The organism is Corynebacterium sp. CCUG 69979 (genome assembly GCF_024454095.1).
Lineage (GTDB): Bacteria > Actinomycetota > Actinomycetes > Mycobacteriales > Mycobacteriaceae > Corynebacterium > Corynebacterium genitalium.
Genome location: NZ_JAGPZA010000001.1, coordinates 200,179 through 221,527 on the forward strand (window position 1 = coordinate 200,179; position 21,349 = coordinate 221,527).

A 21,349-nucleotide genomic window follows, 5' to 3' on the forward strand; every position below is an offset into this window, starting at 1 on the left:
TAGAAGCCCCCTGGTGCAGGGTGCAAGAAAGCCACGTGAATTTTATTCGTGTCTAACAGACGGCAGCAACAGCGAGCCAGCGGCGGGGGAGATCGCTCACGTCGGCGTGGAAGCGCCCGTCGAACCCGCGGGTGCCTGCTGCGGCGGCATCGGCTAACCGCTCGAGGAGGTCTGCCCGGTGTCCGCTAGCGTGTGCGCGCAGCCACGCGGCATCGGCCATGAGACGGTCGCGGTTGGTTCCCGTCGCCCCGCGCCGCCCCTGCCGGGCTACAGCATCACGCCAGCGCCGCAGCACCGTCGCCGGTTCCACCCGCGATGACGCCACCGCTTTCGGTGCGACGTTTTGGGGGACGCCGAGCCAATGCTCATTCGGCCGGTCCAGCCCGGGAAACACCCAGGTGCCGTCGTGGCCGACTCCGATGAGCACCCACGGGGATCGGCCCGGTTCTTCCGGCCTCCGCTCCCGCAGGCGCAGTTGGACTTGTGTTCCCACAGCGCTGGCCAGCACGCGCAACGCCGGGAGGCCCAGCCGTTCTGCCGCCGTGGTGACCTGGCAGCGTAGCGGTCCATCTCCAGTCTCAACAACGAGTACCGGGTGCTGGCCGTCGTCCTCCACTCCAGCCAGGACGCCGTCACCGATCCACCAGCCCTGCGCTGGCACAGCGGTCTCATCCGGGGTGCGAGCGCTCGCGCGGACCTTCGCGCCACGGCCCAGCCTGCCGTCGGCCGAGGCGGTGGCGTGGGTGAGCAGCAGCCCGCTGCGAGCAAGATCATGGTGGCTCAGCCCAAGTTCAGCAAACCCAGCGCTGGCGCGGTACGCCTGATCCACCTGTGTCTCATCCCCGGGAACCACAGACGGCAGCTGCCAGACGTAGCCATCGCGCTCATCGACAAGGTAGGTGATCACGCCCGCGTAGCCAGACTTGGTCAACACCGGCTCGCACGCCCATCCGCGCAGCTTCAAACCACCCACCGGTTGGTAGGTTCGCCGCGCTGTGCCGACGGCATCGATGCTCAGCGTCCCCGCATCGTGTCCGTGCCGGAGCTGATGGGTGACCAGGGCAGCGTCGACCAGCAGCGAGATGGCAGCCTCCGTCACTCGCCCGTCTGCACTACCCAATTCACCGTGCAGTCGGGCGAACGCCCCCGCCAATGACGGAAGGCGCTGCACTCGCCCAGCGGACACAAGCCAGAGGACCGACGAACTGTCCATCGCGGTGAGGCCGCCCAATCCCCGGTCAAGCAAACCCCTTAAGCATTCTTCAGCGAGGGAAAGGGTGGCCAACTGGTCATCTGTCAGCGTCAACGGCTCGTCGACGGATGCGGGATCTGCGGCGCCGTCCACGTCGGCGGGCTCGGACAATTCTGCGGAATCTGCGGTGTCGTCAGGGCTGGCCGCTGCAGGCGGGCAGGCCATGAGCACCTGGGCGAGGTGGAGGCACCGTGGGCTGAGCAGGCAGTCGCATTCCGCGCTGGCAGGCGGGTGCAATGTCACGGTGGCGGTGCCGACGGTCACGGTGGTGCTGCTGATCGTCCAGCTGTCCAGGTCGGCGGAGCCCAGGCGCTTCTGCAGGCGGCCGGGGAGTGCCTCGATCGTGGCGGCGACAAAGGCCGGGTCCATGCCAGGCAGGTCGTGGCGGGAATCCGTGTGCGTCATTGCTGCACCTGCTCTGCTACCCACCGGGCCAGGGCTGTTGGGGAGACCGCGGAGACAGCCATGCCGACGTCCGCGAGCTGCCTGGCGATTCCTACGTTGTACCGGGCCTGCCCTGTGTCATCCAGGGCGGCGCACCCGAGTAGCCGCACCCCTGCATTATTGAGCGCCTGAACGCGGGCCAACAACCTTTCCACGGAGCCGTATTCGTCGAAATCGCTGATGGTGATCAGCAGCGTGCGCGACGGCACAGTCACGTGCTCGTGGGCCACTGCCAGTGCTCCCGCGATGTTCGTGCCGCCGCCGATGTGGATCTCCAGCAGCAGAGATAGAGGGTCCGAGACATGCCCGCTGAGATCAATTACCTCGGTGGAGAAGGCGAGGAACGTCACCGATAAAGCGTCTACCCCGGACAGGATGGAGGCAGTGAGCGCCGCGAACACTGTCGATGGCTCCATCGATGCAGACACATCCACGACAACGATGACATGCCACTCGGACCGTTTAGCGATGGGTTGGCGGAAGATCGGTGTGGCCACCACCAGCTGGGGTGTGCCGTCGCTGTCAAGCACAGCGTGGCGCAGATTGCGGTGAATCGTGCTCAGCGGGTCCAATTCCGGGGAGGGGCGTGTGCTGGGACGCCATCCTTGCAAGCCGCGCAGGGCGGGACGCAGCTGGCTGGCCAGCACCTGTGACAGTTCCTCGACCATGCGCCGAAGCACCGGGCGCAGTTTGGCCAGGACGGATTCGGGCATGCCGCCAGCGAGGGTGAGAACGTCGCTCAGCAACTCCACGGATGCGCGCGGCTGCGTCTCTGTGAGCAGCTCCATGGCGTACGGGTGGCGCGTGTCTACCGCGGTGGCCGCGATGTCCTCGCGCACCTCTTCACCGAAGAGCGCGTCGAGCTCGTCGACCCAATCGCGTGCTGTGGGGTAGGGCGGTTCGTTGCCGGCGCGCCCGCCCATGGACCCGGCGGTGGATCCTTCGCCGGCGCCGCTGCCGTAGAGCTGGTCGAGACTGCGCGCCAAGCGGCGCTGGGTAGGGGACGGGTTTTCCTCACGTCGCCGCCCCAGCACCAAAGACCACCGCTGCGCCGGCGTCAGTGCCGCAGACGCCAGCCCGAGCCGCTGCAGGCGTTCCCAGGCGGCGATGTCGTCGGCTGCCCAGCGGCCGAGCTCTTCGACCGGCACGTTGACAGGGCGCGCCCGGTCAGCACCGACAGCGTCCATGAGACGTTCACGTTCGGCGGCGGACAGCGGGTCGAAACCGCCGCGCAACGCGGGAAGGCGGGCGATGAACACAGCCTCTTCGAGATCTTCGACGCCTTCGCGGAGGTCGTCGAGGAGGTCGGAATCGTCGGTAAGCAATTCGGGGCTCGCACTGATGAACCCCGTCAACCAGCGGCGCAGGTCCATCCGGCCCGAGGAGGTGGCGGCAGCACGGATTCGCGTAGCGATGCTGGGCAGATCCTCCGGTTGTGCCCCAAGCCGGTGCAATAGTGCGGTAGCTGCGCCCTGCATCAGCGGGGACGCATCTGCGACGAATCCTGTGAGGGTGTGCGCAAGCCGCACTCCGAAGTCGGTGTGCTGCAGCGCGACAAGATGCCCTAACGCGGCGGCATCGTCCGGTTCGTCGCTGCCTGCAAGCCCGCTGACTTGGGCGACCGCGGCGCGCGAGAGGATGTCCAGCGCTTCCGCGATCGCTTTACGACGCTCCGGCCCCACCCCCAGCATCCCCGCCACGGTTCCTTCGCTCATGGCCACTACGGCAGTGAGCACGCTTGCCAATGTGCTCACTCCGGCGCGACCTGGCAGCGTGTCTACCACCGCACCCAGCCACCAGTCGAACTCGTCGAGCAGGCCCGCGGCGGCGGCATCCGCGAGACCCGTGGCGAGAGCATAGTCGGCAGTCACGTCATCCGCATCGTCCACCGGGTTCGGCCGGCGTGCGCGCAGCGTGCCCGCCGCGACTTGTTCCACGGTCACTCCGTAGCGGGAGGCACGGGCGAGACTGGCATCGGTAGCGGCGTCATACAGCACCGTCCACCGCGTACTCACTGCCTGTGCGCCTCCGACACCAGCGACGTGGTCGGGAACGGCATAGCCGATCGCGGCGACTCGGCAGCGGTGTAAGAACACCTCGCGGCGGGTGTCCAGCGTGTCTTGCGGCGACGAGTTTTTCAGGCGCAGCGGCTCCAACGTGAGTTCGCGCGAGGGCTCCCCCGGTCCGGGCAAGCGCAGATCCTCAATCTGTGCGAGGAATTCGGGGGCCAATCCGGACTTCGGAGTACCCGGCGCAAGCTGGCCCACGCCAGTGCCTACGAGAATGCTTTGGGCGGCGCGGGCGACGACGCGCCCGCGCCCGAGCACATCACCCTGGGCGAACACGCTCGTGCACGCCTCCAACAGCTCCCGGCGCCCCGGCACCGGGAGTGCCCGTAGCGCCGCGAGATCGAGCGCCATGCGGTGGGCCTCCTGGATCTCGCCCGGGCCGCAGGGGTGCCCCTGCGCGCGGATGCCGGACGCCATGCGGGTCAGCAAAGTAGCCACGGCGTCCTCGAACGCAGCCCGGTCGCCCCCGTCCTCCAGCACCGCCTCCTGCCAGCGCGGGTCGCGAATGCCCGAGGGATAGCCCGACCGAGAATCCAACAGCGCGTGAGAATACGGGACCAGGCTCGCCGTTGTTGTGCGGCTGTTCCGCAGCGGCTGAAGTTCGCTGAGCAGCGCAACGTCCGCTGTCGCGTCTTCGCTGATGCGGGTCTCGGTGAGCACCGGGCTGTGCCACGCTCCCGTGACCGCCGCGATGCGGGGGCCGTGTTCGGCGCGGGCGCGGCGGATGCCCTCACGCATGGAGGCTTCGCGGGCAGCGGTGCGGGCATCAAGCGGCTGGCCCTGCCGGTACGCCCAGCCGAAGGCCAACGCGGCGCGCCGGACCGCCTCGCCGCTCGCCCCGGCAGAAGGCACTTCGACTAGGCGGTCCCACGAGTCGTCGTGGTGGTCGGCGCCTACGTAGTTGTCAAGGAAGCGGCCCACACTCGAGGTGGGGTGCTCGCTGTCATCGGGTGTATCCCCCTCTGGGCTCGCGCCGGGGGAGAGGTCCGCGCAGATCACCGGCACCCCGTGCGCGTGTGCCCAACGCAGCGCGGTCAGCTCCGGGCTGAAGTCAGCCAACGGCCAAAAACTGATCCCGCCGCCGTCATCAGCAACTGCGAACGCCATCGGTGCGACAGCATCGGGGTGGGCAATCCATTCGCACCACGGCGCTGCTTCTTCCGGTATTTCCAGCACCAGCGCATCCGGTTGCGCGTGGTCTAACAGCTCCGGCAGCACGCGTGAGAGCGACGGCGAATGGTGGCGCACACCGATCAGGTACACAGAATCGCCGGCGAGCTTATCGACGGCCCCCGCAACCTCCGGTTGTCGAACTTCCGTGTTGTATCTGGCCATGTCAGGCGAGTTCTTCGCGCTGGTCCCACAGGGTGCGCCACGGAGCAGCACCCTCCTCGGCCCGGCGGTGAACAACCGCATCCCAGTAGCCGCGCAAACGGTCAGCGTCAGCGGGGTCATCTTTGAGGACGACGCCGAGCAGGTGGCCGGCCAGGTCGCGCAAACCGTCGCTGCGGGCGGGGAAGTAGGCGGCCGACAAGGCGATCGAGGTGCTCACGGACACAGCTTCTGCGGTGGAGAGAACCGTGGTGGGCTTTTCCACGGGCCACCCTTCGCGGCTCACACCGGCGCGCAAGTCGCGGAACGCGGTGACCAGCACTTCCACCACGACATCGTCGACAGGCGTGTCGATCTGCGCAGTCTCCAGCGCCCGCTTTGTTTGGGCTGTCACGAGGGCGACTTCGGCGTCCAGGTCGGCGATCGGGTGGACCGTCTCAAAGCTGAAGCGGCGCTTCAGAGCAGCACTCATCTCAGACACCCCTCGGTCGCGCAAGTTCGCTGTGCCGATGAGACCGAACCCTTCGGTCGCGGCGACGGACATATCCCCGAGCTCGGGGACAGCGATGCGGCGCTCCGACAGCAGCGACACTAGCGAGTCCTGGACCTCCGGCAGGCAGCGGGTGATCTCCTCGATCCGGGCGATCTGGCCTTGCTCCATGGCGCGCATCACAGGGCTGGCTACAAGCGCCTCCCGCGTCGGCCCCTGGCCGAGCAACATGGCGTAGTTCCAGCCATAGCGCAGCTGATCCTCGGTCGTGCCGGCGGTGCCCTGCACGACCAGCGCGGAGGTTCCGCAGATCGCGGCCGACAGCAGCTCCGAGAGCATGGACTTGGCGGTGCCGGGCTCACCGACGAGCATGAGTCCGCGCGAGCCGGCGAGTGTGATCACGCAGCGTTCCACAAGTGCGGGATCGCCCACATATTTCGGCGCAATGGTCAGTCTCGAGCGGCCGGCCTTCAAATCGGCCCCGCCCATGATGAACGTGACCACGGCACGCGGCGTGAGCCGCCACCCCGGCGGACGCGTGCCGGTGTCCCAGCGCTCCAGAAACTCCAATTCTTTGGCGTAGCGCTCTTCAGCGAGCACGACCTGTTGCGTCATCGGCGTCTCCTTCGGGTGGTTTCCAGTTCGGCGAAACGCGGTGCATCCTCACCTTGCGAGCGCTCCCAGCACGCGGCGAACCAATCCGGCGGCGGCAGCGGTGCCACCGGAATACCCAACTGGGGTTCGTACACGCCACGGTATCCCGTCGGCTCGATGGCGAACGCACTGAGCTTCCACAGCTCGATGGGCAACTCCGGAGCAGTCGCATCGATCCAGCCGCCCATGAGGAAGAAACTGCGCCCTGAACGGGGCCGTTTCCCGGCCACAACGACATCGGCGGCGACCAGCTCATCACCCGCGCGGGTGATGTCGGCCTTCTTCCAGTTGTTCCAGCGGCGCACGTTGGCGTCTGTGGGATCCGGCCATGCCAGCAATTGCAGGTAGTAGCGGGCGGCATCCTCGCTGACGCCCAGTGCAGCAGCCGCCTCCGCCACCAGGCCAGGCGCGGAGACGAGAGGGTCGCGCGGCTCGCCGTCGCCCGGTTGCCGCAGCCACTCGGCGAAGGCAGTCAGAGCCCCGCGCACATGGTAGACGGCCGCCTGGACAACCAACCTCCGCTCGGAGTCCCTCAAGTCCCTGGCCCACTCACGTGCCACTGCCAAGTCGGGGTCAGCCGGGTCGGTGATTCCGGTGAAGTCGAGGTACACCCAGTCTGACGAGGACTCCTGGAACAGGGTGAATCGACCCGACTGGATGGTCTTGTGGCTCTCATCGCCGGGCACCCTCTCCGGCACACCGATGGCGCGGCGCAGCTTGCTGCAGGACTTGTCGCCCCAGGCGACACCGATCATTACGTGGTCGATTCCCCTCGGGTTCGCGTGCAACCGTTCAGCGTAGTCCGCTAGCACGGGACGCAGCGGGTCAGAAAGATCCAGCTCGCTCGCTACCCAGAAAAGGGCGGCCATCTCCTCAGCCCACGCGGTCTCCGAGTCGTCGCCGTCCGCGTGCCGGCCAGCGACCACGCGCTGCGTCACCTCTTCCGGTAGCGTCTTCGGTTTCCGGTCCGCGATGTGGGGTGGCAGCGCAGGAAGGTAAGCGGGTCCGTGTTGGGACCAGAACTGGGCCATGGATGCGGTGTCCAAACCGTCGTCAAGCAGTGTGCTGGCATCTTCGGGCACACCCGCAGCCAACACACCAAGGAATTGCTCGCTTTGGTCCCACAGCCGCTCCCGGGCGAGCTTCGCTTCATCCACCTTCAACCCCATGGCGGTGCGCAGTTCCTTCGACAGGAAGTTGACCTCAAGTGCGCGGAAGTTGGGAAACCCGGCCATGATCAAGTGCGCATCCGCCAGCGGCGATCCAGTGGCGGCGGCGAAAGCTTCGCCTGGCTCCGGCGACCACGGCAGCGGGCCCTCGGCACTGATCCGCTCAAGCAGAGCATCGAAAACCGGCTCAAGGTCGGTACGCGAGGCAGGGATTTCGGTGCGATTCTTCAGCGAAACCGCCTTACCGCCTGCAGTCAAAGGCTCGCTGCCTGCAGCCCGGACAATCACCTCGTCACGCGTGAAAGGCGATAGGAGTTCTTTCGACTGTGGCGGCAGTTGCTTTTCAAGACTCACCGGATACGGGATGCATTGATAGGACTCCACCACGAGGTTCTCCGCTCCCAGAGCACCTGCGTCACGCATCACCGTCCATAGTTCCTTCAACGCCTGGACTTCTTGCGCAGTCCGGCCGGGGATCGCCGCGAGTGCGAGCAAAGCGTCGCCGTAACCGAGCAGGTGCATCCAGTCGCTGCTTCCATGACGGCGGTAGCCGGATTGCCGCTTTGTGGATACGTGGCGGTCGTGCAGCCCCAGTTCCGACGCGCCTTCCCATATGTCAAAGGCATCGAAGTCATTGAGGCTATACCGTTTGACGGGGTCAAGAACGTGCCGGTGCTCCGCAAAGGTCGGGGCCGGTGTCAATGTTTCTGCCTGTGTCTCCGCGTCCGGCTGCGGCCAGGAAGAAGCCACGTCGTGCACGACACTCGCGATGGCAAAGCGCAGCACCGGATCCTCAATACCGAGCAGGTCGCCTACCGCTGTGCACAGCTTCTCGGTGACCCCCGCAGCTTGCTCGGTGTGCGCGTGGTCAATCAGCGGGCGCACCTCCTCGGCGGTGATCGACCGCAAACGATCGCTTACCTCCTGGTCGCGTACGCGAGTGTGGTGCCACCACATAGCGCAGTCGGAATCGGTGCCGCGCAGCGGGATCGGCGCGAGATCTTCTGGGTCTACAACCGCCGGGTCCGAAGCCCATGTGGAAAGAATCCAAGTACCCCCGCCTGGGCGGCGCAAAGTGCCCTGCGCATCTCTGGCGGAGGCGCCGGTGATGGTGTATTCGGTTCCGTCTGCGTCCACGATCAGGCAGAAGTCCGGGTCATCTGGGCGAGTGAACACCGCGTGCCGGTGATAGCCTGCCGCGGTGGAGAAGGGGGACTCGCTCGTTGCATCTGTCGCCGGGCGATGCTGCGAACGCTGTGGATCGAGCACCAGGTCTGGGTGACGGCGGCGTTGCTCCTCCATCCAGTCAGGCAGGCAGGCGCGCCCTGTCGCACCGGTGGCAGGGTCAATCTCCAGCACCTTTTCGTCCGTGACCAGCCATACTCGCTCACCATCCACAAAGAAGTGCTCGCTGCCCCTGGCCCACGTCGATTGGCCGGGGCGCATGATCACTCCCTCGCCGAAAAGCCGGCCCCCGGGTACCGGCACGGAGACGTTCAACCCTTGGCTGTCAAAGTGTTTCAGGTTGCTCGACATGCCCTTCGGGGCTTCGGGCCACCACACCCGGGGGTTGTTATCGTGATACGTCGCCAGACCGAACTGGCCGTCGACTTCCTTCACGTCGAAAATGCTGTCACCAGTCCAATTTGGGATCGTGGTGGAGGTTCGGCCGCGCAGGTATGTGATGCCAGATCTGTTCTCCACAATGACACCGGGCCAACAATCGCTGGTGTCAAGCCACGTGGAAAGTTGTCTGCACTCCCCATAGTCTCTCTGGGCCTGTTCCAGCTCAGGCCAGCCGAGCTCGTCGGGCAAGCCGCGGCGCAGTGACTCCGCCAGCGGTACGGCCGGGTCGCGGTGGATGACCCGGACTCGGTCGAGGAGCGATTGGATTTCAGGGTCATCGACCTGCTCAAAACCCCGGGCGAACCCGGTGATACGTGTCAGCAGTTCGACTGGCGGGATACCAGTTTCAAGCTTTTCGACGCTCTCACCGAGCAGCTCCAGCACCAAGGGGCGAATGTGCGGATCGGAGGCGAGCGTATCCACTATCTCGGGGTAGGCCAGGCAGGCGGTTATTCCCTCGACCATGTCTTCGCGCAGTGACTCGTCTGCAGCGAGATGGGGCAGGGGTTCCCGATCCGGTCGGCGGGCCCACCTCCCGAGAGCAATGTATTCAGCCTGTTCGTGATGAGAGAAGGCGAAGGGGATGCCGGAGGCGGCAACTTGCTCGACTACGGCGGCGGGAAGATAGCTCAGCCGGTCGTGGGGAAACGGCACCTCCTTCAGCCCGGCGTGCGGCAGGATGTCGGCCAGCACCGACGCTAGGTCCTCAGATTCGGTCGGGGGCCAGTCCCGCAGGATGGATTCAAACCACAGAATGCGCGGGACGAAGTCGGGGTGGTTGCCTTCTTTGACCTTTTCCAGCGCTCCTGTCTTGCTCAGCAGGTTCAACCACACGTCGGTGTCCACACCGTAGGGAGTGAGCGAAAGGAGGCGGTCTACTAGGTCGTCCTCTTCCGTGACAGCCTGGCAGATCGCTTTCTCGTAGTTCTTCCAAAAATGCGCGCCGGCGTACTGGATTGATGCTGCCCGGAGCATCTCCTTGGCGATGGTGCGCTCTTCCGCTGCCGGATCCAATCCGGCAGCGGAGGCGAGCTTGGCCAACTCTTTTTTCATTCCGGCATGCGGTGTGAGACCGCCGCGCACCCGTTCCACGCACAACGTGCGGTAGGTCTGGTACGCCTCGGCCGGCTCCATGCTTTCTGCGAGACGTTTCGCTTCGTTGCTGAGCTCCTTGGTGTTCATCGCCCCCGCGTAGGCGAATTCCATCACGGCTTCGAGGTGGCGCTCTTCGTCGATAGGCAGCCGGTGGCGCTTTTCTGCATCGCGTGCGAGCGTGAACATTTGCGCTGCGAACCGGGGGTTCTCGGCCGCGATGCAGATTCGCCCGGCCTCTTCCAGGAACGTGGGTAGGAAGTGCGGCGCACTGTTGTCCAGCTTGGTTGCAAGCGTGTCGACGATCTCTTTGAAACGCTTTGGTTTCGTGTGCGCGTATCGGCCGGCCCGCTCAAGATCGGTGATCAAATTCAGCGCGTGGTGCGCGTTGGCGGGGTCGGTGAGAATTGGCCACGCTGGAAAACCGATTGCACGGCGGCGCGTGTGACCGACGTGGACGTGGCCCTGGGAGACGAGTCCGGCGACCCCGAGAGCGAGATCCTCAGCTTTCGCTAGAGCCTCTGGTATGAGCTGGACGATGGTGCGGTTCGGCAGCGCCGGGTGGGTGTAGCTCGCCGCGACGAGCGGTACGGACGTGTCCGTTGCATCGGTAGTGATGCCGCCCTGTTCAAGGCGGACTGTACTGGGTTGCGTCATTGGCGCGTCCTCCGGGTGGTTTCTAGATTGCTGAACTGCGGTGCGTCATCACCACGGGAGCGTTCCCAGCACGCTGGGAGCCACAACGTGGGCGGAAGGGGCGCCACGGCCACTCCCAGCATTGGACGGGGTTTGGTGAAGTCAGGCAAGACGACCATGCCGAAAGCCTCCTTCTTCCACAGCTCCAGCGGCACGTGCGGGGGAGCGGCTTCAAGCCATCCGCCCGGCAAGAAGAAGTTGCGTCCAGAGCGAGTCCGCTTCGCTTCTAAGACGAGGTCTACCGCAGCGAGTTCTTTGCCCGCGCGGGTGATGTCGGCTTTCTTCCAGTTGTTCCAACGGCGCACGTTCGCGTCGGTCGGGTCTGGCCACGCAATCAATTGCAGGTAGTACCGCGCGGCGTCCTCACTCACGCTTAGCTCTGCGGCGGCGTCGGCAACAAGCTCAGGCACAACGACGAGCGGATCGTGAGGATCCCCCTCACCGTGTTCACGCAGCCACTGCGCATACGCGAACAACCCGCCCGACAACCACACATCCACCGCAGCAAGCGTCTGGACATCGCCGCCGAACGCCACACCCCACTGGCGCGCCAGGTTCAGATCGGGATCCTCCGGGTCAGTGATGTCGCTCAAATCCGCGTGCAAACTGTCTTGCCAGCGATTGGATTCGACGCGGAACCGTCCTGCCTTTTGCTGTTGCGATCCGATGCTCGCCTCCTCCGGGCCGGGAAGTCCGAGACGCTGGCGAACATGGGCGTAATCGCGAATGCGGCCGAGGTGAACGGAGTCCAGGCCAGCGGGGGACTGCGCCAACTCCTCGGCGTAGTCCGCCAAAGCGATGCGAAGTGGGTCGGACAGGCCCACATCGTTGGCGATCCAGAGCAGCATAGCCACCTCCTCGCCCCAGAACCTCTTGTCGTGCTTGCCCGCGATGACATCTCTGAAGGTGGTATCCCACAAAGACGTCGGTTTGCGGTCGGCCAACGTAGCGGCGGGCTTTTCGCGGGCAGAAGTGTCAGCGTGGAGCTGTTCGGGGGCAGGAGGGTGCCCGGGCCAGCGTGCCGCCATAGCCTGGGTGTCCAGTCCATGCTCCAGCAGCTCAGCTGGGTCCTTAGGCACACCGGCAGCAAGGACGGCCAAGAAGTGCTCGTTGACTTCTTGCAGCCTTCTTTTCGTATCCAGCGCTTTCTGGACTTTAAGGCCTAGTGCTGTGCGCAACTCTTTTGGCAGATAGTTTTCTTCAAAATCAGCAAAGTTGGGGAAACCGGCCATGATCAGGTGCGCATCCGTCACCGAGACCCCACTGGCGGCGGCGAACGCCTCGCCCGGTTCCGGTGACCACGGTTGGGGTCCATTGGCGCTCACACGCTCCATCAGCGCATCAAAGACCGGTTCGAGATCTGTGTGCCCTGGCGCGATCTCGCGCCGTTCCAGCAGCGTGAACGTGCGCCCTCTGCGGGCCACGGGCTTGCCGGAATCAGCACGCAACAGGGTGACCGTATCGATGCCATGATCAATCTCCAGTGTCCGCGGGGGTGCGACGTGGAGGAACGGGTCAACTCCGTCAGGTATTTGCAGGACGTCAACAAAGAGGTTAGTGGTGCCCACGAGCCCCGATTCGCGCAGCACGGACCACAGCTCTTTCAGGGCCCGAATCTCGCCAGCGGTGCGGCCCGGAATAGCGGCGAGAGCGAGAAGCGCATCGGAGTTGCCCAGCAAATCGCCCCACGAGTGCCGCAGACTAGGAAGGCGATCTTTTTGGGCGTGCTTGGGCAGCTCGCGGTCATGCAACCCGAGCGTTGCTGTGTCGCGCCAAATGGACATGACGTCGAACTTGGTCAAGTGCGTGTGCATTGCCGACGTGAGCACGCGCAGGTGGTGCTTCAGCGTTGGAGCGTCCGGAAGTGCGGGGGTCGGGGCTGAGGTGGCCCAGCCCGGCCACGAGTGCACTAAAGCATCGGCATGCTTGGCGACGGCATCGCGTACCGCAGAGCTGGGCAGCCCGAGCAGCTCGGAGACCGCCTTCTGGATCACGGTGACAGTAGGGAGACCGCGCGCCGAGATACGCTCGATCAACGGGCGTATCTCCTCTGCAGTGATCTGGCGTAACCGTGCACTGAGTTCGGGGTCACGCGGAACTGCGTGATGCCACCACAGGGGCGTTTCGAAGCCGATTCCATGGTGAACCGTGGGCATGAGGTCATCCGGGTCGAGGAGATATATGGTGCGGCCGTTTCCGGCAAGAACACGAGGTTGCCCGTCGGGTAAGCGAATGACACCGCGTACTAGGGGAGCGTACGTGCCGGTAACGGGATACTCGGTCCCGTCGGCGTCGACGACGAGCTGAGAGTGCGGATCATCCGGACGGTAGAACACGGCGCTTCTGTGATAGCCGTCCGCAGTTGAGAAGAGTGAGCCCGTGGTCTCGTCGGTGACGGGTCGCAGCTGCGAACGAGTCGGGTCAAAGACGAGATCGGGGTGGCGGCGGCGTTGTTCCTCGAACCAATCCGGTAAGGATTCGCGGCCCTTGGCGCCGGTTTTCGGATCAATCTCAACGACCTTGACGGTCTTGCGGTTGTCTTGGACCATCCAAAAGCGGTCTCCCTCGTTGAAGAACTGCTTGCTGCCGTCGCTCCACGTTGATCGGTCAGGGCGAATGATCGTATTCGCGTCGACAAGCCGCCCACCGGGAACGGGAATAGATTCATCCGGATCGTGGAACCAGGATTGACGTGTCCGGGCCACGAGCCGCTCGCCAGAACTAGACCAGTTGACGTAATTCTTTCCCGTGGAGAAGTCATGATCCATGATCGCGAACTGCCCCTCGACTTCAGTCACACCGTATATGGATGCGCCGGTCCAATTCTGGATGTCGTGGCTCGTGCGTCCGCACACATACGTGGCCTTGCTGTCGTTGTATGCCACGACACCCGGCCAGCACTCTTGCAGCCGTGCCCCATGGCGACCGTTGCCAGCGGTGTTGTTTTTGTACGCCTCCTCGAATTCTGGCCAGCCCAACTCATCGAGCAAACCGCGGCGCAGAGTCTCGGCGAGCACTTCGGCGAGATCGCTGTGATAGGCCCGCACACGGTCCAGCAAGGCTTGCACCTCCGCATCAGCAATGAACTCGAAGTGACGGACGAATGAGGTCACCTCGGTCAGCCGGTCGGCCGTCGGCGGGGCCGACTCAAGTAGTTCAACCTGCTCAGTGAGCATTTCGATCAAGACGGGACGAAGGTCGGGGTCGGTGGACACAATCGTCACAACGTCCGGGGACGTGAGCGCACGCTCTATGCCGTTGATGAGATATTTCCGTAAATCCTCATGGGCTGCCAGGTGCGGCAGGGGTGCGCGATCTTCGCTGTCCACCCATGCCTTCATATCGACGAAGGTCTCGGGGCCGGCGTCGTCCACCTCGACCGCCACGTCGTGAGCCGCCAACTGTTCAAGCACTGCGGCGGGCATCTCATTGATTGTGCGCCGCGACAACGTCACTCGAGTGCATCCTGCGTGCGGAAGAATGTCAGCGAGCACCGGTGCCAGCTTCTTGCTCGGCTCTGGGGAACCCCACCGCCCCCACCTGCGCTCGGAGGCGAATGACACGATTAAAGGCACGAACTCTGGGTGGGTGCCTTGTTTGACTAGTTCGAGCGCCCCGGAGGCGTCGAGAAGCTCCAGCCAGTTGTCATTATTCGCTTCTTTCGGTGCCAGCGTCAACAGGATGGCGCGCAGCTCCTCGTCCTTCGCTGCCGCCTTGCGGATCGCTGATTTGTAGTTCTTCCAGAAGCTCTCGTTCGCGCGCTCGATGGAACCGATCCGCAGCAGTTCGGAGACGATGCGGACTTCTTCGTCGGCAGGTTTCAGTCCAGCTGCTTTCGCCAACTTAGCCAGGTCCTTCTTCATTCCGGAGTAGGGAGTCAGACCACCGCGGATGCGTTCCACACACAGGGTGCGGAACGTCTCGTAAGCGTCAGCCGGCTCTAACCGTTCGGAGAGGCTTTGAGCCTCAGCAGAGAGCGCTTTCGCACTGATGGCGCCAGCGTACGCGAACTCCATTAGGACGTCGCGGTGGCGCTGCTCGTCGATAGGTAGCGCGTAGCGGCGTTCGGCTTCACGCGCCCTACCGAACATTTGCGCGGCATAGGCGCTGTTTCCCACGCTCAAGTAGACGCGGGCAACCTGTTCTAGGAACGTCGGCAGAAAGTGCGGTGCGCTGTCTTCCAGCGAGGCGGTCAGCTCTAAGATCTCTCGCTTGGTGGCGCCCGGCTTCGGACGCGCACGCCGGGTCGCTCGCTCCAAGTCGCCAACGAGGTTCAGCGCATGCTCGGCATTGTCAGGATCGTTGAGGATCGGCCACGCCGGGAAACCCACCCCGCGGCGGCGCGTGTGACCGACCGGAGTGCTTCCCTGTAACTCAACCCCGGACACATCTAAGGCGAGGCGTTCTGCTTCCAGCAGCGGCTCCGGGATCAGCCGGACGATGGTGCGGCCGGGCAGGACAGGGTGCGTGAAGGTAGCCGCAGTCAGCGGGTAAGTAGTGTCGTCTGCCTGCAGCGTGATGCCGCCTTGTTCCAGGCGAGCTCGGTTGTCACTCATTTCCCTCCCCTTCCACTGACCGGCCTGCGTAAATGAATGTGGCCATGCGGACACCTTCGCTGTAGGCGACGGGGCCGAGTTCGCGCACGGGGACGGTCTCGCCTTCAACCTCCCACTGCAGTTCACCGGTCCAGGTTTCTACCTCTGGGTTCTCGTTCGCCCCGATCCAGTACCGGGCTTCCACAAGGCGGCCGGCTTCATGAATGCGAGCCACCGCGAATCCGCCCTTGATGGCGAATCCGGCGGTTTGTGCGCGGCCGGTGGAAAAACGTCCCTGTTCGAACCGACCATTCGCCCACGTGTCCAGCTTGGTCACGGCAGGCTCTGGAAGCGGGTCGGGCAGTTCATAGACAGCGCGTTGCAATTGGTCGAAGCGCTGCTCCACGCCGAGATCTGCGGCGAACTCCCGCAAATCAGCAAGATCCTCAAGCAGTGCAGGGTGGGGGATGAGGATCTCGTCCGTCACGATGGTGCGGGTTTCGCCGTCTAAGTCGACGATGCCGAGGTGAATCTGGTCATCTGTCGCTGATGCGTCCCGCAGAAACCCGGCTTCTTCAGCATCAGAATCTTCACCGTCAACCGGCTGGATGATGAGGTCGCGCAGCCAGGACTGCCATGTCTCATCCGGCCACACAGCCGCAATGACGGCGGTGGGGACAGGCAGCGAGCGCAGCAGCCAGGTTTCCACTGTTGAGCCGCATTCAGCGTCGTGGGACTGCAGCCACGTCAGCAGGTTGTCTAGCTCAAGGAATTCATCAGTTTTCTTCACCTTTGCAGGCACCGACTTCAGTACCTTGCCCTTGGCGTTACGTGCCTGGATCGCACCGTCTGCAATGGTCAGGGCGTATCCGTCGGGGGCTTGAATCCAAGTAGAGTCTGCGGGCTCAGTCATGTCCACAAACTTACCTGCTTCTCAGCTTCTGGGTGGGAGAGAAAAAGTGCGCCGCCAGCACCCCAGGCGGGGCTCCGGCGGCGCTAGTTGGCGCTCGTCGTTCTAGTCGTCCTCAGTTTTGTCGACGATCTTGTTGAAGGTTTCCGACGGGCGCATGACCTTCGTGGTCTTCTCGTTGTCTGGCCAGTAGTAGCCGCCGAGATCGGCGGGATCGCCTTGGACGTCGAGAAGCTCTTGCAAGATCTGTTCCTCGTTGTCGCCGAGGTCCTTCGCAATGGTTTCGAAGCCGGAGGCCAGCTCTGTGTCGTCCTCCTGGGAGGCGAGCTCTTCGGCCCAGTAGCGGGCGATCCAGTAGTGGGAGCCACGGTCATCGATCTCGTTCACCTTGCGCGACGGGGAGCGGCCCTCGTCGAGGAAGGTCTCAATCGCGCGGTCGAGGGTGTGGCCCAGAATGCCGGCGCGGGCGTTGTCGTTCTTCTCTTCCTCGTGGAAGAAGGATTCGGTTAGAGCGAGGTACTCACCAAGGGAATCCCAGCGCAGGTGGTTTTCCTCCTGGACCTGCTGGACGTGCTTCGGGGCGGAGCCGCCGGCACCGGTCTCGAACAGGCCGCCGCCTGCCATGAGCGGGACGACAGAGAGCATCTTCGCCGACGTGCCCAGCTCGAGGATGGGGAACAGGTCGGTGTTGTAGTCGCGCAGGACGTTACCAGTGACGGAGATGGTGTCCTCACCGCGACGGATGCGGTCGACCGTGGTCTGGGTAGCTTCCTCCGGGGACTGGGAGGAAATGTCCACGCCCTCGAGATCGTGCTCTTCGAGGTGCTTGTTCACCAGCGTGCGGATGTTGTTGTCGTGGTCGCGGGCCGGGTCGAGCCAGAAAATGGTCTTCATGCCGGACTTGCGTGCGCGGTCGACGGCCAGCTTGACCCAGTCCTTGATGGCGGGGCCGCGCGTGTGGCAGGAGCGCCAGATGTCGCCCTCTTCCACCTCGTGCTCCATGAGCACGTCGCCGCTCGAGGAGACGACCTGCATGGTGCCGTCGAAAGGCATCTTGAAGGTCTTGTTGTGGGAGCCGTACTCCTCTGCCTTCTGTGCCATGAGGCCGACGTTGGGGGAGGTGCCCATCGTGGTCGGGTCGTAGGCGCCGTTGGCGCGGCAGTCGTCGATGACCACCTGGTAGATGCCGGCGTAGGAGGAGTCCGGGATGACAGCCAGGGTGTCCTGCGGCTTATCGTCGGCGTTCCACATCTGGCCGGAGTTGCGGATCATGGCGGGCATGGAAGCATCCACGATGACATCAGAAGGCACGTGCAGGTTAGTGATGCCCTTGTGGGAGTTGACCTGCGCCAGGTCCGGGCCCTCGGCCATGGCCTTGTCGAAGGCCTCACGGATCTCCGCGCCGTTCTCGAGGTTTTCCAGCCCGGAGTAGATAGCACCCAGGCCGGACTCGCCGTCCAGGCCAGCCTCCATGAGCTGCTCACCATACTGGTCGTAGACGTCCTTGAAAAAGGCGCGCACTACGTGGCCGAACATGATGGGGTCCGAAACCTTCATCATAGTGGCCTTCAGGTGGATGGAGAACAAAACGCCTTCATCCTTTGCGCGCTGAATCGCGTTCAACAGGAAGGCATCCAGTGCCTTGGCGGACATGAACGTCGCATCCACAACGTCACCGCTATCGACCTTCATGTCATCGCGGAAGACCTCTTCGCGCCCGTCTGCGCCCACGAGCTTCATGGTCAGGGTGTCGTCGTTGTCGAGGATGACGGACTTCTCGTTGTGGCGGAAGTCGTTGTCCTCCATCGTGGCCACGTTGGTCTTGGAATCGGAGGACCACTCACCCATGGAGTGGGGGTTCTTGCGCGCGAAGTTCTTCACCGAGCGCGGCGCACGACGGTCGGAGTTGCCCTGGCGGAGAACCGGGTTCACAGCGGAGCCCTTCACAGCGTCATAGCGGGACTTGATGCCCTTCTCCTCGTCGCTGGACGGGTTAGCCGGGTAATCCGGAATCTTGAATCCGGCGTCCTGCAACTCTTTGATGGCGTTCTTCAGCTGGACCAGGGAGGCAGAGATATTCGGCAGCTTCACAATGTTGGCTTCCGGCGTCTCCGCCAACTCACCGAGCTTTGCTAGGTCGTCGTTGACGCGCTGGTCCTCGTCGAGGTAATCCGGGAACTGTGCAAGGATGCGGCCTGCCAGTGAGATGTCGCACGTTTCCACGTCCACGCCAGCGTTCGACGCGAAGGCTTCGACAATCGGTTTGAGGGAGTAAGTTGCCAGCAGCGGGGCTTCATCCGTCTGCGTCCAAATGATCTTGGCCATGGTTCACCTCAATTAATAGGAGCTATTCGTTTCGCTCCCACACTACCTATTTGGTCAAACCTGCGCCGAGTACCCTGGCTTCCTATGAGTCTCACTATCGCCTCCGTGAACGTTAACGGCATCCGCGCCGCCACCAAGGTCCGCAACGAGTCCAACCCGGGCATGCTCGCCTGGTTGACCGACACCACTGCCGACGTGGTGCTCATGCAAGAAGTTCGCGCAACTGAGGAGCAAGCCCAGGCAGCACTCGCGCCCGCCATCGAGGAGGGGTGGTATGTGTACACCGCGCCCGCAGCCGCGAAAGGACGTGCGGGGGTGGCCATCGCCTCGCGCACGCCGCTTATCGACGTCTCCTACGGCATCCCCGGATTCGAAGACTCCGGCCGGTTCATTGCCGGAACGACCGCCGGTGGGGAACGCGTCGCATCCCTGTACCTGCCGTCTGGGTCCACCGGCACAGAGAAGCAGGACGAGAAATGGCAGTTCCTCGATCAGTTCGAGCCGCTGCTAGCCACCTGGCCCGACGTGTACCCCGACATGGTCATCGGCGGCGACTGGAACATCTGCCACCGACGTGAAGACTTGAAGAACTGGAAGACGAACCAGAAGTCCTCCGGCTTTCTGCCGGGCGAGCGCGCCTTCATGGACTCCGTCTTCGGTTGCTTCCCGGACGACGAGGCCCAGGACACCGCCGCCAAGGATGAGGCCGGTTTCTTCGGTGCTGTCGACTATGTCAGCGATGCGCGCCGTTCCGCCTGCGACGAGCCGCGCTGGTTCGATGTCGCCCGCCGCCTCCACCCGGAAGATGCTCCCTACACGTGGTGGACCTACCGCGGCCAGGCTTTCAACAACGACGCTGGCTGGCGCATCGACTACCACGCCGCCACCGCGAGCATGCTTGAGCGCGCCGAGCGCACCTGGGTGGAAAAGGCGCCGACGGTTGAGCAGCGGTGGTCGGATCACTCACCGCTGCTTGTGGAGTACCGCTAACTAGCGGCGCTGTCCTTTCATCACTGTCCTGTATCTACCGCGAAGTTCTACCAGTCGTCTGGGCTTTACCGTCGCAGGCGCGGGGTGCGGGCGATCATGTATGCCGAAGCGGACAGCATGATTAAACCGGCGATGGATGCGGCGGCGATGGGAACAGACCTTGGTTCGGCCAGCGGAACGATCATGTGCGCGGGATCAACTGGGTCTACCTGCCCGCTGGTGTACGGGAAGGCGAGCACGGTGTAGGTGATGGCGTACGCCACGATCGCGATGACCACGGCCGCCGGGAAGAGTAAACCGCCCCGGCGCTTCATGGTCAGACCGAGCGCGAGGCCCCCGACGCAGCACAGCGCGAAGAAGGTGAACGTGAGCAGGGCCGTCAAGGCGACGGTGAGGATGCTCTGGCCAGCGTTTTCCACCAAATACGGTTCAGGAACGAAGCTGGAATCGGCAAAGGGGCCCGGGGAAGTCGCCCACTCGACCGGTTTGTCGGTGGTGAACAGGAAAAAGTCGTAGCCCTTGTAATAAGGATTGAGCTTTTGGTTGATCACCGAGGAAGCTGCCGTCACAAGTGCGAGCACTCCGGAGCCGGTGATCATCGTGAAAGCGGCGGAGTTCATCCACTTGGTGAAGCTCGCTCCGAGTTGGTCCACGGCCTCCCAGTTCCTCCCTGCAATTGCGAAGAGGGCGAACATGCCCGCACCGCCCAGGAGTGTCCACACGGTGCCGTCCCCGGCGAGGAATCGGCCAAGGGGCACAATCACGCACAACACGGCGAACGGCGCGAGGTATTTAACGGGCTTGTGCGGGCTGAGGAAGAGTTTCATAGTTAGGCCTTTCCTGCTCGTGCCGGGGTGGCGGAGGAATGTTTTGACACGGGACGAGTATTTCTTTGGTTTATAGGTTCACCACTCATGTGGGTAACCATATAACTGGTTGGCTCAGTAGCGCAAGCGGCAGGAGGATGCGAAAGGTTTGCTGCGCGCAGAAAAAGGCCCAGCCTGCGCCGATAGTCGGCGAGGCTGGGCCTTGAGGGGACTAGTGGAGGGGCACTGGAGGGGTGCCAGGCATTAATGGCATCCAGGGATAGCCAAATTAGTAGCGCGCGAAGTTCTGGGTCGCGTAGCGCTTTCCATCGGGGTGATCGGCGACACCGACACCAATGCGGTTGATCTCCGGGTCGAGCATGTTCTTGCGGTGGCCCGGGGACTTGGCCCACTGTTCCACGAGGTCATCAGCGTCAGCATCGGTCATGTTCTGCAGCACGTTCTCTGACGCGTTCTTCCATCCCTCCGGGTAGCTCTCGGCAAAGTCGGGGCGGTGCGAGATGTCGCCCCCGGTGCGGGCGAGCTGCTCAGACCAGTCTTGGGCGAGGTCGTTGAGCTCGGGCATCGGTTCGAGCTCTGGGAGTTCGTTTTGGACGCGGAAGCGGTTGGCCGCATCGATCAGCGCCTCCTGTAGATCGCTCAGCTCCTCATCGGAAACCTGTGCGGCATCGTCTGCAGGGGCTTCTGCGGAGTCGTTTGCGGCCGGCACGGGGGCACCGCCCTCGACGAGCGGCTCCTCGGCTTCCTCGCTCAGCTTCGCAGGGGCAGCTTGTACTTGCTCTGCGGTGCCGGTGTCGGGCTTGTGGTCCTTAGCCAGTTCACCAAATGGGAGCCCGAAGATGGGCAGGATGGAGGCAATCAGGCTAATGAACGATTGCAAGATGAGGTTCGTCATCGGGTCACTTTCTCAGTAGGCGCTGCTCCGGTAGGAGCGGTGT

The 21,349-nt window shown here is 63.9% G+C and carries 10 protein-coding genes; 1 reads left to right on the forward strand and 9 read right to left on the reverse strand.

All coding sequences use genetic code 11. The features are described 5' to 3' along the window. Window positions 1–52: 52 nt before the first annotated feature. The 7 genes from KBX18_RS01045 to KBX18_RS01075 form a co-directional block, all read right to left on the reverse strand. On the reverse strand, window positions 53–1,657 hold the full coding sequence (locus KBX18_RS01045) for a hypothetical protein (protein WP_255994472.1): 1,605 nt from the start codon (window positions 1,655–1,657) through the stop codon (window positions 53–55). Next, on the reverse strand, window positions 1,654–5,100 hold the full coding sequence (locus KBX18_RS01050) for a DUF5682 family protein (protein WP_255994473.1): 3,447 nt from the start codon (window positions 5,098–5,100) through the stop codon (window positions 1,654–1,656). The genes KBX18_RS01045 and KBX18_RS01050 overlap by 4 nt, the downstream gene beginning before the upstream one ends. A 1-nt stretch (window position 5,101) precedes the next feature. Next, window positions 5,102–6,202 carry an AAA family ATPase gene (locus tag KBX18_RS01055; RefSeq protein WP_255994474.1) on the reverse strand — a complete coding sequence of 367 codons (1,101 nt, stop codon included), beginning with the start codon at window positions 6,200–6,202 and terminating at the stop codon, window positions 5,102–5,104. After that, the gene (locus KBX18_RS01060) at window positions 6,199–10,785 is read right to left on the reverse strand and encodes a hypothetical protein (protein WP_255994475.1); all 4,587 of its coding nucleotides are present in this window, start codon (window positions 10,783–10,785) and stop codon (window positions 6,199–6,201) included. Before KBX18_RS01060 ends, KBX18_RS01055 begins: the two co-directional genes overlap by 4 nt. Then, window positions 10,782–15,380 carry a hypothetical protein gene (locus KBX18_RS01065; protein ID WP_255994476.1) on the reverse strand — a complete coding sequence of 1,533 codons (4,599 nt, stop codon included), beginning with the start codon at window positions 15,378–15,380 and terminating at the stop codon, window positions 10,782–10,784. The genes KBX18_RS01060 and KBX18_RS01065 overlap by 4 nt, the downstream gene beginning before the upstream one ends. Further along, window positions 15,373–16,272, reverse strand: coding sequence for a DUF4132 domain-containing protein (locus tag KBX18_RS01070; RefSeq protein WP_255994477.1), 900 nt, complete (start codon window positions 16,270–16,272; stop codon window positions 15,373–15,375). Before KBX18_RS01070 ends, KBX18_RS01065 begins: the two co-directional genes overlap by 8 nt. Window positions 16,273–16,374: 102 nt before the next feature. Continuing rightward, window positions 16,375–18,594 carry an NADP-dependent isocitrate dehydrogenase gene (locus tag KBX18_RS01075; RefSeq protein ID WP_255994478.1) on the reverse strand — a complete coding sequence of 740 codons (2,220 nt, stop codon included), beginning with the start codon at window positions 18,592–18,594 and terminating at the stop codon, window positions 16,375–16,377. A gap of 84 nt (window positions 18,595–18,678) precedes the next feature. On the opposite strand from KBX18_RS01075, the gene KBX18_RS01080 reads away from it, so the two are divergent. Further along, window positions 18,679–19,584, forward strand: coding sequence for an exodeoxyribonuclease III (locus tag KBX18_RS01080; protein WP_255994479.1), 906 nt, complete (start codon window positions 18,679–18,681; stop codon window positions 19,582–19,584). Window positions 19,585–19,649: 65 nt separating this feature from the next. Here the strand turns inward: KBX18_RS01080 and KBX18_RS01085 are convergent, their stop codons facing one another. Further along, a complete protein-coding gene (locus tag KBX18_RS01085) occupies window positions 19,650–20,411 on the reverse strand; it encodes a hypothetical protein (RefSeq protein ID WP_255994480.1) in 762 nt (253 codons plus the stop codon). A 268-nt stretch (window positions 20,412–20,679) separates the two neighbouring features. Next, window positions 20,680–21,306: a CAP domain-containing protein gene (locus tag KBX18_RS01090; RefSeq protein WP_255994481.1), complete on the reverse strand. Its 627-nt coding sequence runs from the start codon at window positions 21,304–21,306 to the stop codon at window positions 20,680–20,682. Window positions 21,307–21,349 lie beyond the last annotated feature (43 nt).